The sequence below is a fragment of the Nonomuraea salmonea genome, assembly GCF_042428605.1.
Taxonomy (GTDB): domain Bacteria; phylum Actinomycetota; class Actinomycetes; order Streptosporangiales; family Streptosporangiaceae; genus Nonomuraea; species Nonomuraea salmonea.
Genome location: NZ_JBHMCF010000040.1, coordinates 214,699 through 227,349 on the forward strand (window position 1 = coordinate 214,699; position 12,651 = coordinate 227,349).

General features: G+C 71.3%; 13 protein-coding genes. 8 read left to right on the forward strand and 5 right to left on the reverse strand.

Annotated features, from left to right (window positions below; all coding sequences use genetic code 11):
• Window positions 1–141 precede the first annotated feature (141 nt).
• On the reverse strand, window positions 142–987 hold the full coding sequence (locus ACFFR3_RS36015; protein WP_345393600.1) for an SDR family NAD(P)-dependent oxidoreductase: 846 nt from the start codon (window positions 985–987) through the stop codon (window positions 142–144).
• A gap of 128 nt (window positions 988–1,115) precedes the next feature.
• On the opposite strand from ACFFR3_RS36015, the gene ACFFR3_RS36020 reads away from it, so the two are divergent.
• Window positions 1,116–2,042 carry an RNA polymerase sigma-70 factor gene (locus ACFFR3_RS36020; RefSeq protein ID WP_345393597.1) on the forward strand — a complete coding sequence of 309 codons (927 nt, stop codon included), beginning with the start codon at window positions 1,116–1,118 and terminating at the stop codon, window positions 2,040–2,042.
• Here the strand turns inward: ACFFR3_RS36020 and ACFFR3_RS36025 are convergent.
• A complete protein-coding gene (locus ACFFR3_RS36025) occupies window positions 2,039–2,716 on the reverse strand; it encodes an SMI1/KNR4 family protein (RefSeq protein WP_364368410.1) in 678 nt (225 codons plus the stop codon). The genes ACFFR3_RS36020 and ACFFR3_RS36025 overlap by 4 nt on opposite strands.
• 226 nt (window positions 2,717–2,942) lie before the next feature.
• On the opposite strand from ACFFR3_RS36025, the gene ACFFR3_RS36030 reads away from it, so the two are divergent.
• From ACFFR3_RS36030 to ACFFR3_RS36060, 7 genes are all read left to right on the forward strand, one after another.
• Window positions 2,943–5,450 (forward strand): glycoside hydrolase family 2 protein, encoded by a 2,508-nt coding sequence (locus tag ACFFR3_RS36030; RefSeq protein ID WP_379484597.1) that lies wholly within the window; start codon window positions 2,943–2,945, stop codon window positions 5,448–5,450.
• 109 nt (window positions 5,451–5,559) lie between these two features.
• Window positions 5,560–6,351 carry a PAS domain S-box protein gene (locus ACFFR3_RS36035; protein WP_379484598.1) on the forward strand — a complete coding sequence of 264 codons (792 nt, stop codon included), beginning with the start codon at window positions 5,560–5,562 and terminating at the stop codon, window positions 6,349–6,351.
• A complete protein-coding gene (locus tag ACFFR3_RS36040) occupies window positions 6,335–6,790 on the forward strand; it encodes a hypothetical protein (protein WP_345393585.1) in 456 nt (151 codons plus the stop codon). Before ACFFR3_RS36035 ends, ACFFR3_RS36040 begins: the two co-directional genes overlap by 17 nt.
• Window positions 6,791–6,870: 80 nt before the next feature.
• Complete coding sequence (locus tag ACFFR3_RS36045) at window positions 6,871–7,944, forward strand: DUF6745 domain-containing protein (protein WP_379484599.1); 1,074 nt, start codon at window positions 6,871–6,873, stop codon at window positions 7,942–7,944.
• A gap of 10 nt (window positions 7,945–7,954) precedes the next feature.
• The gene (locus ACFFR3_RS36050) at window positions 7,955–8,392 is read left to right on the forward strand and encodes a DUF8820 family protein (RefSeq protein WP_364368422.1); all 438 of its coding nucleotides are present in this window, start codon (window positions 7,955–7,957) and stop codon (window positions 8,390–8,392) included.
• Window positions 8,393–8,704: 312 nt separating this feature from the next.
• Window positions 8,705–9,073, forward strand: a complete 369-nt coding sequence (locus ACFFR3_RS36055; protein ID WP_364368425.1) for an SDR family oxidoreductase — start codon at window positions 8,705–8,707, stop codon at window positions 9,071–9,073.
• Between the two features lie 9 nt (window positions 9,074–9,082).
• Window positions 9,083–9,481, forward strand: coding sequence for a MerR family transcriptional regulator (locus tag ACFFR3_RS36060; RefSeq protein WP_345393573.1), 399 nt, complete (start codon window positions 9,083–9,085; stop codon window positions 9,479–9,481).
• Here ACFFR3_RS36060 and ACFFR3_RS36065 read toward each other — a convergent pair.
• From ACFFR3_RS36065 to ACFFR3_RS36075, 3 genes are all read right to left on the reverse strand, one after another.
• Window positions 9,478–10,458 carry an LLM class flavin-dependent oxidoreductase gene (locus ACFFR3_RS36065; protein ID WP_345393570.1) on the reverse strand — a complete coding sequence of 327 codons (981 nt, stop codon included), beginning with the start codon at window positions 10,456–10,458 and terminating at the stop codon, window positions 9,478–9,480. The two genes, ACFFR3_RS36060 and ACFFR3_RS36065, sit on opposite strands and share 4 nt — an antisense overlap.
• Window positions 10,459–10,582: 124 nt before the next feature.
• Window positions 10,583–11,920 (reverse strand): glycoside hydrolase family 6 protein, encoded by a 1,338-nt coding sequence (locus ACFFR3_RS36070; RefSeq protein ID WP_345393567.1) that lies wholly within the window; start codon window positions 11,918–11,920, stop codon window positions 10,583–10,585.
• Between the two features lie 139 nt (window positions 11,921–12,059).
• Entirely contained in the window at window positions 12,060–12,620 is a 561-nt protein-coding gene (locus ACFFR3_RS36075; RefSeq protein WP_364368437.1) for a TetR/AcrR family transcriptional regulator, read from the reverse strand.
• Between the last annotated feature and the right edge of the window lie 31 nt (window positions 12,621–12,651).

Below are 12,651 nucleotides of genomic sequence, written 5' to 3' on the forward strand. Positions count from 1 at the left end.
TCGGCAGAGGCTCAGGCGCCGCGGTGATCGTCGTACGGACGGGTGGAAGCTTTGCTCCCGTGACCACCGTGCGGACGTCCAGAGACGTCCCGCTCTCGGGACGGCCTGGACGCCGCCAGTGCGCACGGCCTCTCACCCGAGTCAGCGGGCTTCGAGGTCGCCGTGGGCCTCGATGGACAGGTCCTGCCAGTCGGACCAGGTCTTGAGGCGGGCGGCGTACGCCTGCTCGATCATCAGCTGGAACCCCTTCCCGAACAGCACCCGCACCGGCGGGTTGTCGGAGTCCACGAGCTTGAGCAGGGCCTGCGCCGCGGCGGCCGGGTCGCCCGCGGGCATCTTGCCGGCCATCGCCCCGAGCCGCTGACGGAGGCCGTCGTAGGCGGGGTCGGGCTTGGCCATGTGGCCGTTGGCGAGGGGGTCGGGGTTGTTGCCGTCGCGGGTGGCGAACCCGGCGGGCTCGATGATGGTCAGCTTGATCCCGAACTCGGCGACCTCGCCGGCGAGCGCCTCGTTCAGGCCCTCGAGGGCCCACTTGGAGGCGTGGTACGCGCCCCCGAGCGGCATGGCGATGATCCCCGCGGCGGAGGACAGCTGGATGATGTGCCCGGAGCGCTGTGCCCGCAGGTACGGCAGCGCGGCCTGCACCACCCACACCGCGCCGAACAGGTTGGTCTCCATCTGGTCGCGCAGTTCCTGCTCGGTGAGCTCTTCGACGGCGCCGACCTGGGCGTACCCGGCGTTGTTGACGATGACGTCGAGGCGGCCGAAGTGCTCGTGGGCACGCTGCACGGCGTCGAAGACGCCGGCCCTGTCGGTGACGTCCATCTCCAGGGGGAGGACGGCGTCGCCGTAGGTGTCGGCCAGCGCCTTCAGGCTCTCGGTGCTGCGGGCGGTGGCGGCGACCTTGTCGCCGCGCTCCAGGGCGGCCTGTACGAAGTTGCGGCCCAGGCCGCGGGACGAGCCGGTGACGAACCAGACCTTCTGCATGATGTGCTCCTTGTGGTTTGCCGCTGTCAGCCGTTTCAACCTCCAAGACGAGACAGCCCCGTGAACCTGTGAGCTCCCGGACGTGTGAGCTGCGACACATGCCCCTTTTGTCCGGGATGGTGATATCAATGGTCGGCGTGACCCGCGTCGAGGAGTTCCAGGAACTGAGGCCGCTGCTTTTCGCGATCTCCTACCGCATCCTGGGCAGCGTGAGCGAGGCCGAGGACGCCGTCCAAGAAGCCTGGCTGCGCTACGAGGGCTCCGCGACCCGGCCCGATTCGCCCAAGGCGTTCCTGTCGGCGACGGTGACGCGGATCTCGATCGACGTGCTGCGCTCCGCCCGCGTACGGCGTGAGGCTTATGTCGGGCCCTGGTTCCCCGAGCCGCTGCTGTCCGACCCCTACCAGGACCCCGAGCGGTCGGCGGAGCTGTCCGACTCGTTGTCGATGGCGGCGTTGATCCTGCTGGAACGGCTCAGCCCGCTCGAACGCGCGGTGTTCGTCCTCCGCGAGGTGTTCGCCTTCAGCTACCGGGACATCGCCGCCGCCGTGGACCGGTCGGAGGCGGCCTGCCGCCAGCTCGCCGTGCAGGCGCGCCGCCACATGGAGGCGGGCCGGCCCCGCTTCGAGGCCGACCGCCGGGCCCGCGACCAGCTCGCCGGGCGCTTCTTCCACGCGATGCGCGAGGGGGACGTCGCGGGGTTGCAGGAGCTGCTGGCCGCCGACGTGCAGCTGGTCAACGACGGGGCCGGCAAGATCGGCAGCACGATCCCGCTGTTCGGCGACACGAAGGTCGCCAAGGTGCTGGCCGTCATGATCCCGCCGTTCGCCCAGATCGGCGCGGCGCTGGAGCCGACCGAGGTGAACGGCCAGCCGGGCGCGATCATCCGCGACCGCGACGGCCGCATCTTCAACGTCTGGACGCTCGACATCCAGGACGGACGCATCCAGACCATCCGCTCGATCGTCAACCCCGACAAGCTCACCCACCTCGGCCCCATCGCCGACGCCCTCGCCGTCATCGACGAGAAGAAGCAGGTCCGCCGCAACCGTTAACTCGGGTAGCGCAGGCTCAGCTCGTCCATGGCGAGATCCCAGAAGGACCGGTAGCGCGTGGCGCCGGGTTTCCAGGGCGCGAGATACCAGGCCTCCCACTCACCTTCGGCGCTCTTGACATGCGGATTGAGGAGCGCCACGCCATCGTCCCAATAACCGGCCAGAAGGGTGTCGGGCACGTACTCCCCCCTGAAATGGATGGACTCCTGATCAGGTCCGTAGACGAAATAGAGCTCGTCGGGGACACACAGGGGCGTCGACCAGACCTCGGCCATCGACGGATCGACGTCACGCAGCCACCCGGCCTCTTGCAGAGGCAGCAGGCGGCAGTCATCGTCGCCGCCCCAGCCGTTGGCGACCATCAGGAACTGCCGGTAGCTCGTCGGCAGCTCCACACCCAGCCGCTCTTCAAACTCCCGTACCTCTGCTTCGGTGGCCGGCGGATGCAGCTCACCCAGCGGGTTACGAGTGCGGCGCCCCCTGATGCGTTCGTGCCATGGGCTCACTGCCAGGAAGACCCCTCTTCGAATCGAGCTGTCCCAGCACAATAGCGCTGGGGGCGGCACCCAGCCCGCACTATTGGCGGCGGCTTGCGGCCACTCATCCACGCCCGCGCGATCTGCGCCGACGTTTGGCAGCGCTTCCCGCTCCAGCGTCTGGTGAGCTCGGTCCACGTCTCCTCGCTGACATATCCGCAGACGTGATCGGTGGCCGCCGCCAAAGCATCCTTCTCAATGGCGGTTTCCAAGTGATCCACGGCCTCCTTGATCAATATCTTTTCGCGCTCCAGTGCTTTTCTCGCCGGCACCTTCTACTGTGCATACGGATCCTGTCGTTGACCTCCTGGACGGGGCGGGCCTAGCATCGTGTGGGAACGTTGCCATACCGCGAAAGGCGCCCATGTCCTCCGTACGTGTTCTTGATCAGGGCTGGGAGCTTCGGGGGTTTCTCGGGGATGACTGGCAGTTGCATCGGGCGCAGTTGCATGCCCGGGAGGGGCACACCGGGGGCTGGGTGCCGGCGAAGGTGCCCGGGAGTGTGCTGGCTGATCTGGTCGCGGCCGGGGAGGCGGTCAGTCCGTACGTCGGGCGGCAGAGCATGCTGTCCGAGTGGGTGCCTCAGCGGACGTGGGTTTATCGGACGCGGCTCGTCATGCCCACGCCGGAGGCCGGCGAGCGGGTGTTTCTCGAGTTCGACGGCATCGACTATGCGGCGGCCGTCTACCTCGACGGGGAGCGGGTCGCGGTGCACGAAGGCACCTACGTGCCGCTGGTCGTCGAGGTCACCGGGCAAGTCGGTGGGGAGCATGCGCTGGCGGTCGTGGTGGAGCCGGCGCCGGTCAGTGAGCCGCAGGTCGGGTACACGGCCAAGGTGAACGTCCACAAGGGGCGTATGGGGTACGGGTGGGATTTCTGCCCGCGGCTCGTACATCAGGGGTTGTGGCAGCCGGTGCGGTTGCGAACGACCAAGGCGCTGCGGCTGGTTGACGTGTGGGCGCGGGCCAGCATCGAGGGGGAGGTCGGGAAGGTCGTCGTTCGGCTTGATACGGATGCGGCCGACCAAGAAGGCTGGGCTGAGCTGGTTCTTCGTACGGCTCAAGGCGAGGTCGTGGCGGAGGCGGGCGTTCCGCCCCGCGGCAGTACCACGCTCACCGTGGACGATCCCCGCCGATGGCATCTCAACGGGCACGGCGAGCCCTGCCTCTACACCCTCACCACGATCCTGCGCGACGCGAAAGGCGAGGTCAGCGACCGGCGCGACACCCGGATCGGGTTCAGGGACGTGCGGTTCACCCGTGATCCCGGGGCACCGGCGGACGCGCTCCCGTACCGGCTGGCGGTGAACGGCCGGCCCACCGCGATCAAGGGGTGGAACTGGGTGCCGGCCGACGCGCTCTACGGCGCCGTCGACCAGGACAAACTGCGCCACCTCCTCACGCTCGCCCGCGACGCCGGCGTGACGATGCTGCGCGTCTGGGGCGGCGGGCTCATCGAGAGCGAGGCGTTCTACGACCTGTGCGACGCGTACGGCATCCTCGTCTGGCAGGAGTTCGCCCAGTCCAGCTCGGGCATGGAGAGCCTGCCCAGCGACGACCCCGCGTTCGTGGCCAGGATGACGGCCGAGGCGGAGCGCATCGTCCCGGCGCGGCGCAACCATCCGAGCCTCGCGATCTGGTGCGGCGGCAACGAGCTGCAGCGGGCCGACGGCGTGCCGCTGAAGGACGCGGACTCGCCGGTGCTGGCGGCGCTGCACGGCGTGGTGGCCCGGCTGGACCCCGACCGGCACTGGCTGCCGACCTCCCCGACGGGGCCGGTGTTCGGGAACACGCTGGAGAGCGTACGCACCGGGCCCGAGCACCACGACGTGCACGGCCCGTGGGAGCACCAGGGCCTGGACGACCACTACCGCCTCTATGACGAGGGCAGGGCGCTGCTGCTGAGCGAGTTCGGGGTGGAGGGGATGAGCAACCTGCGGGCGATCGAGTCGGTGGTGCCGGCCTCGGAGCACCGGCTGCCGACCACCCGCAACCCGATCTGGGACCACCTCGGCCGCTGGTGGAACAACGAGCCCCTGGTACGCGCCGCGTTCGGCGACGCCATCGAGGACCTGGGAACGTTGTCACGGGCGAGCCAGTTCCTCCAGGCCGACGGACTGCGGTACGCGGTCGAGGCCAACAGGCGCCGCCCCGAGAGCTGCGGGGTGCTGCCGTGGCAGCTCAACGAGTCGTTCCCGAACGGCTGGTGCACGGCGTCCGTGGACTACTTCGGTGAGCCGAAGGCGGCCTACCACTACGTGCGGCGGGCGTACCGGCATGAGCACGTGTGCGCGGCGCTGCCCGCGCCGCGCGCGCACGAGCTGCGCGCGGTCGTCTGGGCCTGGTGGGAGGGCGGTCCGGCCGAGGTCGAGGCGCGCGTGCTGGGCCTCGACGGCGGCGTGCGGGCCGAGCGGCGCTGGACGGCCGCCGCCCCCGGCGAGGTCGGAACGATCACGTGCGCGCCTGGGCCGGGCAGCTTCGTGCTCGACCTGTCCGTACGCGGCGAGCGCCGCACCCTCACCAACCGGCGTACCATCACCAACCGGTACGTCCTGACCGCAGGCCCGGGCTTCGCCGACCTGCTCACGCTGCCCGAGGCCCGCGTCACCACCGAGCTGGAGACCGGCGACACGACCTGGACGCTGCGGCTGCGCCACGAGGCGGGCCCGGTGGTGCCGTTCGTGCGCCTGCTCGACGCCCGCCCGGCGGCGGCGCCCGGCTGGGCCCGCTGGGACGACAACGCGTTCGACCTGCTGCCCGGCGAGGAACGCGTGCTCCACGCCACCTGGGACGGCGTGCCGCCGCAGGATCGCCGGATCCGCCTGGACGCGTGGAACCTCCCGCCGACGACCCTGACCGACGCCGGCGCGTGACTCCCCCGCAACGCCGGAAAGCGCCCTCCGCCGGCGATCGGGGCGACGTGCGGGCGACGCTCGCTGACAACGTCATCCGAGGCTGACCGCATGTATTAGTGTGACGACCGTGAGTAACGGAGACTCCGTCGCCGCGGCCCTGTCCGCACGCGTCCTGCGCCGTATCGGCCGGCGCGGCGCGTCGCTGGCGTTCGTGGGCCTGCTGTGCCTGGCCGTCGCCGCGTCGCTCGCGTTCAGGCAGGGCGGCGAGCGGGCCGCCGCCGGTCAGGCGATGCTCACCACGATCGCCCCGATACCGGTGTGGGCGCTGGCCTGGTGCCTGACGGGCGTGCTCTGTCTGGTGCAGATGTTCCTGCGCTCCGACAGGGTCGCGTTCGCGGTGGCCACCGCGCTGCTCCTGCTGTACGGCCTGGTACACCTGATCTCCACGTTCACCGGCGACAATCCGCGCGGCTGGGTGGCCGGGGCGGTGTGGCTGGCGTTCGGCGGCTGGATCGCGCTGATCGCCACCTGGCCGGAGGCGGCCACAGTGCACCGGCTGACGTCGGGGTGCCGGGGCGGGCCGGCCATCGTCGTGGCGGACGGGGGCGGCGTCATCCAGTCGTGGAACCCGCAGGCGGCGGCGCTGTTCGGGTGGAGCACGGAGGAGGCGGTGGGCCGGCCGCTGACGATCCTGATCCCGCCCCGGCTGCGCGAGGGGCACCTGGCGGGGCTGACCAGGGTGCGGTCGTCGGGCGAATCGGTGCTGTCCGGGCGGATCATCCGGCTGATGGGGCTGCGCCGCGACGGCAGCGAGATCCCCATCGCGTTGACGGTGAACACCTGGCGGGGCGACGACGGCGTCGGCTACACCGGTGTGATCAGGCTCGTGGGAGGAGCCGGCGATGTCGAGTCTGACTGAGGTCCTCATTCAGATCGCGGTCGGGGTCGTCCCGCTGGGCGTGGCGTACCTCGCCTTCCGATCGGCCACCGACGCCAACAGGAAGACCCACGAGGCGGCACTGCTGCAGGTGGAGCGGCAAGCGGAGCTGGAGCGTTCCAAGGTGGACGCCGAGGCGTACACCAGGGCCAAGACCATCTACGAGGACGCGCTGAGCCAGCTGGAGCGGCAGCTCGCCCGCATGCAGGGCCAGGCGGAGCAGGTGAGCGCCGACCTGACTACTGAGCAGGACATGTCCACGGCGATGCGCGACCAGATCCGCAGGTTGCAGGCGCAGATCCGGGCGCTCGAACGTACGGTGATCGCGTTGCGCGCCCAGTTGCTCGCGGCGGGCCTGGCTCCCGCGCCCGCCTCGGAGACGACCGGCCCCTACCAGCTCCAGCACCGGCTGGCCGACTGATCGGGTGGACATGGGGCGCCCCCTTCTGTCACCATTTCTTTCATGATCATGCGAAAGGAGGGCGCCTCCGCCCTCGCCCGGTGAGCGACATCCTGCAGCGGGAAGCTGCTTCACTCCGTGACCGATGGCTGGGCCGCGCGCTCTCGACGCGGCCCGCGGACCGCAAGGCCGCAGAAGCCGCCGTCTCCGATCTCTACCGGTTCATCGGTCTGTCCCCACCCCGTTTCCACTGGGTGACCTCGCCTGCCGCCGCGTTCGCGACCGTGCCAGCCGGGCTGCCGCCCGGGCAGAGCGTCGAGCGAGTGGACGCGTGGCCGCTGCCGGCCAGGTTCGCGACGCTGCGCCACCGCGTGTACGGAGCGGTGCACGCCCGCGTACGCCCGGCGCAACGCCCGGTCGACGTGCTGCTGCGCCGCGAGGTGCACCAGCCACTCCTCAACACGGCCGGCCGCTGCCTGCTGCCGCCCGTCGAGCTCGCGCACAACGAGGCGTCGCGGCACCAGACCTGGTACCGCACGGTGTGCGTCTCCTGGATCGCCCACTGCGACGCGCTGCGCCGGATCGCCGGCGTGGAGCTGCCCGCCGAGCTGGCACGCCAGGTGAACATGTGGACGGCCGTGGCCACGGCGTGCCACTGGTGGTGGCCGTCCGAGCACGTGTGCGTGATGTCGGAACGCCCCGCCGAGCTGCACACGGAGACGTGGACGGCGACCGGCGAGCAGCGCCCGCACCACGCGGACGGCCCATCGGCACGGTACGCCGACGGCTGGGCCACCTACGCCTGGCACGGCACCAGGATCCCGTCCTGGGTGATCCACGACCCCACCCCCGAGCGCATCTCCGCCGAGCCCAACGTCGAGGTCAGGCGCTGCGCGATCGAACGCCTCGGCTGGCCCGCCTACATCGCGCGGGCCGAGCTGCGGCTGGTCGCCACCGCCCCCGACCCCGGCAACGCGGGCACGGAGCTGCGCCTCTACGACATGCGCCGGGACACGCGGGTGCTGCTCGCGGTCAACGGCTCGGTCGAGCGCGACGGCCGCCGCAGGCAGTACGGCCTCACCGTGCCCGGCTACTTCGACGATCCGCTCGCCGCCGCCGGCTGGACGTACGGGCTGTCCGGCGAGCAGTACGCCCAACTCCTACGCAGAACCTGAGGTGATGCTCATGACAGTGACGCTGGCCACGCTGGCCCGGCAGACCGGCCTGACCGTGCTCGACCACCTGGAGCAGTCGATCCAGATCCCCGTGCTCGACGGCCCGCAGGCCCAGGGCGACCTCATCGTGGTGCCGCTGCGGCTGGTGGCGGCGTCGGTGCAGATCCGCGACGACCCCCGCTGGCAGGCCGTGCCCCCTGAGGGCGTCGAGCTGCTGCGCGGCGCGGCGGGCGGCAACCCGCACACGCTGGTCGCCGAGCCGGGCACCTGCCGCTGGACGGTGAACGTCTCGGACGCCGACGGCCTGGCGATCGGCGTGTTCTCCGCCTCGGCCCCGGTCTATCTGCTGCATCCGGAGCACGGCGGCTCGGGCTGCGCGCCCGGCACGTACGTGGTGCGCCGCCAGCGCGAGCACGAGGGCCGCCGCGCCCGCCTGGTGGCCGACTAGCGGAATCGCACCCGGGCGTCAGGCCGCGGTTTGACCCTGACGCCCGGGTCAACGTTCAGCTTCACGTCCACTCACCTACGAGAGGACGTTCTTGACATCCTCCACCTCGTGAACGAGGGGGATTCCCACGGTCGCCCGTGAGGCTTCCTGCTTCACAGCCGGTCGCCCGCCCGAGAAAGAAACTCTCGTTGAGGTCTTACACCAGCTCCACAGGCGTTTCACCTCTCCGCCAGCCCGGCGGCGAGGATGTTTCCGATCGTTCGTCCAGTGGCTTGGTCATCACCACCGTCGAACACACTACCGAACCGTGCGATGTCGTGCGGCGTTTTGACGCCGAGTCGCACCTGTTCGCCGCCGACAGTGCGGCGCCCGACGGGCCCGAGCGCATCGTGGAGGCGGCGATGGGGCGGCTGGGCCGGACGACGTCCTGGTCAACAACGCGGCGATCACCCAGCCGGCCGCGCTCGGGGCCATCGATCGGCGTACCGCGGAAGACCCGAGGAGCAGATCGCCGCCGCGGGCGCGGGGCTCACCGGACGCATCCCGCTCGGCCGCATCGCCCGGCCCGCCGAGATCGCGTGGTGGATCGTGAACGTGGCGCGCCCCGAGGCCGCGTACCTCACCGGGGCCGTGATCCGGGTGGACGGCGGCCTTTCCGTGGCGGCGGGGCAGCAGGCATAGGCTGGAGCGATGCTGATCGGGGAGCTGGCGCGGGCGAGCGGCGTCACCGTCAGGGCACTGCGCTACTACGAGCAGCAGGGCCTGCTGCGGCCGGGACGGACCTCCAACGGCTACCGCCACTACGACCGCGGCGCGGTGTCGACGGTCCGCAACATCCGGCTCCTGCTGTCCAACGGCTTCACCGCCCAGGACGTCCGCGGCTTCCTGCCCTGCCTGGAGGGCGACGACGTGGCGCTGGGGCCGGCCTGTCCGCCCAGCGTCGAGGCGGTGACCAGGAAGGTGGCGGACCTGGACGAGCGGATCGCCGAGCTGAGTGCCGTGCGTGACCGGCTCGTACGGGCCCTGGCAGGCGGCGGGACGCCGCGGCGGCCCGGCGCGGTCGCCCGCCACCCCGCCTACCGGCCTTAAGAGGCGTGGACCTCGGCGAGCAGCTCGGCCGAGCGCAGCCACGCCTTCCTGTCGACCGCGGAGAAGGCCACGATCAGCTCGTCGGCCTGAGCGTGCTCGGCGAAACGGTCGACATACGCCTTGACCTCGGCCGGGTCGCCGACGGCCGAGTATTTGGCCATCTGCACGAGCTGCCGGCCCGCCGGGGAGTCGAGGATCATGTCGGCCTCTTCGTCCGTGAACGTGCGCCCGCGCCCGAGGAACCGGGTGACCCGCAGCCGCTTGGAGGCCAGGAACTGCTCCTCGGCCTCCTCGGTGGTGTCGGCGGCGATGACGTTGAGCGCGGCGATCACGTGGGGCCGGTCGAGCTGGGCCGACGGCTTGAAGTCGCGCCGGTAGAGGGCGACGGCCTCTTCCAGGGCGGCGGGCGCGAAGTGGGAGGCGAACGCGTACGGCAGGCCGAGCGCGGCGGCGAGCTGCGCGCCGAACAGCGAGGACCCGAGGATGTAGAGCGGCACGTCGGTGCCCCTGCCGGGGGTGGCGTGCACGCCTTGGATGCGGGTCTCGCCGGTGAGGTAGCCCTGCAGCTCCAGCACGTCCTGCGGGAACGAGTCGGCCGACGAGGGCGTGCGGCGCAGGGCGCGCATGGTCTGCTGGTCGCTGCCGGGCGCGCGGCCGAGACCGAGGTCGATGCGGCCGGGGTGGAGCGTCTCCAGGGTGCCGAACTGTTCGGCGATGGTCAGCGGTGAGTGGTTGGGCAGCATGACGCCGCCCGCGCCGAGGCGGATCGTCCGGGTGTGGGCGGCGATGTGGGCGATCAGCACGCTCGTGGCGGAGGAGGCGATGCTGTCCATGTTGTGGTGCTCGGCGTACCAGATGCGCTGGTAGCCCAGCTCCTCAGCGCGCTGGGCGAGGGTCACGCTGGCGGCGAAGCTGTCGGCGGCCGTCTCGCCCTCGCCGATGTGCGCCAGATCGAGGATGGACAGCGGCAGAGCCATGAGTGAGCGCCTTTCGCAGAGCGGGGTGACCTGGTGGTGGTCAACAGCGGCGCCTGCCCGGTTATTTCATGGGGCCGAGCCCCCGCAGGCGTCGGGCGGGGGCTCGGCCGGGTGCGCGTGAGCGCTAGGAGGTGGCGCAGGTGAGCCCGGACGGGCCGCCGGACCCGCCGCTCGCGATGAATCCGAACGTGGTCGTCGCGCCAGGGGCGATGTTGCCGTTCCAGTTCAGGTTGGTGACGGTGACCGAGCCGCCGCTGACGGACAGGTCGCCGTTCCACAGCTGGGAGATCGTCTGTCCGGAGGGCAGCGTCCAGCCGACCCGCCAGCCGCTGGTGGCCGCGCCGCCGGTGTTGGTGACGGTGACCTCGCCCTGCATGCCGCCCGACCACTGGCTGATCGCCTTGAACGTCGCCGAGCACCCCTCGGGCCCGGTCGTCGGCGTGACGGTGGGCGAGACGGTGGGCGAGACCGTGACGGTGGGTGAGACCGTGGGCTCGGGCGCGGCCATGGCCAGGTCGTACGCCCGCTGCGGCACGAACTGCCCGGCCTGCGCGATGCACCCGTCGGCCTCGCCGGGCGGCTTGACCCAGAGGTAGGCGTCGATCGCGGAGTCGCCGGTCTCCGTGGTGCTCCAGATGCCGGTGGCGCGGCCGCCCGGGTCGCACCACTCGCTGCCGGCCGGGCCGTTGCCGTTGCGGCTGGTGTCGATGACCGCCTTCAGCCTGGAGACGCCGGTCGCCGCGATGATGCTCTTCGCGTACGACACCAGCCCAGGCGTCGAGCGGTAGTTGGAGGTGTTGACCGCGATGCCGTCGGCGCTGTTGGCGACGTCGGCGCCGTTGAGCCGGGAGGCGGCCTCCGAGGCGGACAGCCAGGCGTCGTGGCCGATGTCGAAGTACACCTTGACCTGCGACGACGTGCCCTTGAGCCGCTTGCCGGCGTAGGCCATGGACGCCTTGACCTCGGCCTGCTCCGAGCCGTTCATGCAGTTGGTCATGATGGCCAGGGCGTCGGGCTCCAGCACGATCGTGGCCGGCCGGCCGCCGAGCCCGGCGGCGATCTGGTCGATCCAGGCGCGGTAGGAGGCGTGGTCGGGGGCGCCGCCCGCGCTGGGGCCTCCGCAGTCGCGGTTGGGCATGGCGTACACGGCCATGATCGGGATCTTGCCGGCCGCTGCGGCGGCGCCGACGTACGCGTCCACCTGGCTGCGTACGGTGCTCGGGTTGTAGGTGGCGAACCAGCGGCCCTGCGGCACGGCCGCGATCCGGTCCCTGATCACCGCCGCCCGGCTGTCGCCCGGGTTGGCCGCCACCCACTTGGCGGCGTTGGTCTGGGGATCGACGTAGAAAGCGGAGTCGGCGGCCTGGGCGGTGGACGACGAGGCGGCGACGACGACCGCCCCCGCCGCGGCCATGGCGGCCGCTGTGAGGAGCACCGCCAACACGGGCCTTCTGCGAGACATGAACGATCTCCGTCCGTCATGTGGGAGCGCTCCCACGGGCTTCCGTGGATCGTAGAAAGCGCCCCCGTACATGACAAAGACATCGGATCGCTCCCGAACCCTGCGCCGCAGGTCGGAGCGGGTGCGGGCGGTGAAACTTTCAGCCGGCCAGGCACGCCTCGAAGACGGCGGTGAGCCGGTCGACGTCCTCCGGCGTGGGCTGCTGGGGGCCGAGGCGGCGGCGCGTCGCGCCGATGCCGAGCAGGACCGCGGTGGCCATGCGGGCCCGCGCGCGGGCGTCGGGCCCCTCAAGCCGGGCGACCAGCGGCTCCAGCACCGCCGTGATCAGCCGCTCCCTGGCCACGGCGTGCACCTCGGGGTGCATGGCCGAGCGTTCGAGTGTGCGCAGGATGGGGCTGTCCGGCGGCTGGTGCATGCGCTCGGCGGCGTACTCGGCCAGCCGCCTGGGCAGGTCCTCGGCGTCGCCCTCGTACAGGGCGCCGAACCTCGGCTCGCCCTGCAGCACGGCGCCGAACAGGCCGGCCTTGGATCCGAAGTAGCGGCCGACCAGCGCGATGTTGGCCTCGGCCGCCGCCGCGATCATGCGTACGGTCACCTGCTCGTAGCCCTGCTCGCCGAAGAGCGCGCGGGCTGCCTGGAGGATCCGCTCCCGGGTGGCCTCGCGGTCGCGCGGCCTGGCCTCAGTCACCTGGGGACTCATGCCCGCACTCTACTCGGCGGTCACCCACTTA

Coding starts and splice junctions, on each gene's coding strand:
- ACFFR3_RS36015 (WP_345393600.1), bottom strand. CDS start 987: ATGCAGAAGGTCTGGTTCGTCACCGGCTCGTCCCGCGGCCTGGGCCGC.
- ACFFR3_RS36020 (WP_345393597.1), top strand. CDS start 1,116: ATGGTCGGCGTGACCCGCGTCGAGGAGTTCCAGGAACTGAGGCCGCTG.
- ACFFR3_RS36030 (WP_379484597.1), top strand. CDS start 2,943: ATGTCCTCCGTACGTGTTCTTGATCAGGGCTGGGAGCTTCGGGGGTTT.
- ACFFR3_RS36040 (WP_345393585.1), top strand. CDS start 6,335: ATGTCGAGTCTGACTGAGGTCCTCATTCAGATCGCGGTCGGGGTCGTC.
- ACFFR3_RS36050 (WP_364368422.1), top strand. CDS start 7,955: ATGACAGTGACGCTGGCCACGCTGGCCCGGCAGACCGGCCTGACCGTG.
- ACFFR3_RS36055 (WP_364368425.1), top strand. CDS start 8,705: ATGTCGTGCGGCGTTTTGACGCCGAGTCGCACCTGTTCGCCGCCGACA.
- ACFFR3_RS36060 (WP_345393573.1), top strand. CDS start 9,083: ATGCTGATCGGGGAGCTGGCGCGGGCGAGCGGCGTCACCGTCAGGGCA.
- ACFFR3_RS36065 (WP_345393570.1), bottom strand. CDS start 10,458: ATGGCTCTGCCGCTGTCCATCCTCGATCTGGCGCACATCGGCGAGGGC.
- ACFFR3_RS36070 (WP_345393567.1), bottom strand. CDS start 11,920: ATGTCTCGCAGAAGGCCCGTGTTGGCGGTGCTCCTCACAGCGGCCGCC.
- ACFFR3_RS36075 (WP_364368437.1), bottom strand. CDS start 12,620: ATGAGTCCCCAGGTGACTGAGGCCAGGCCGCGCGACCGCGAGGCCACC.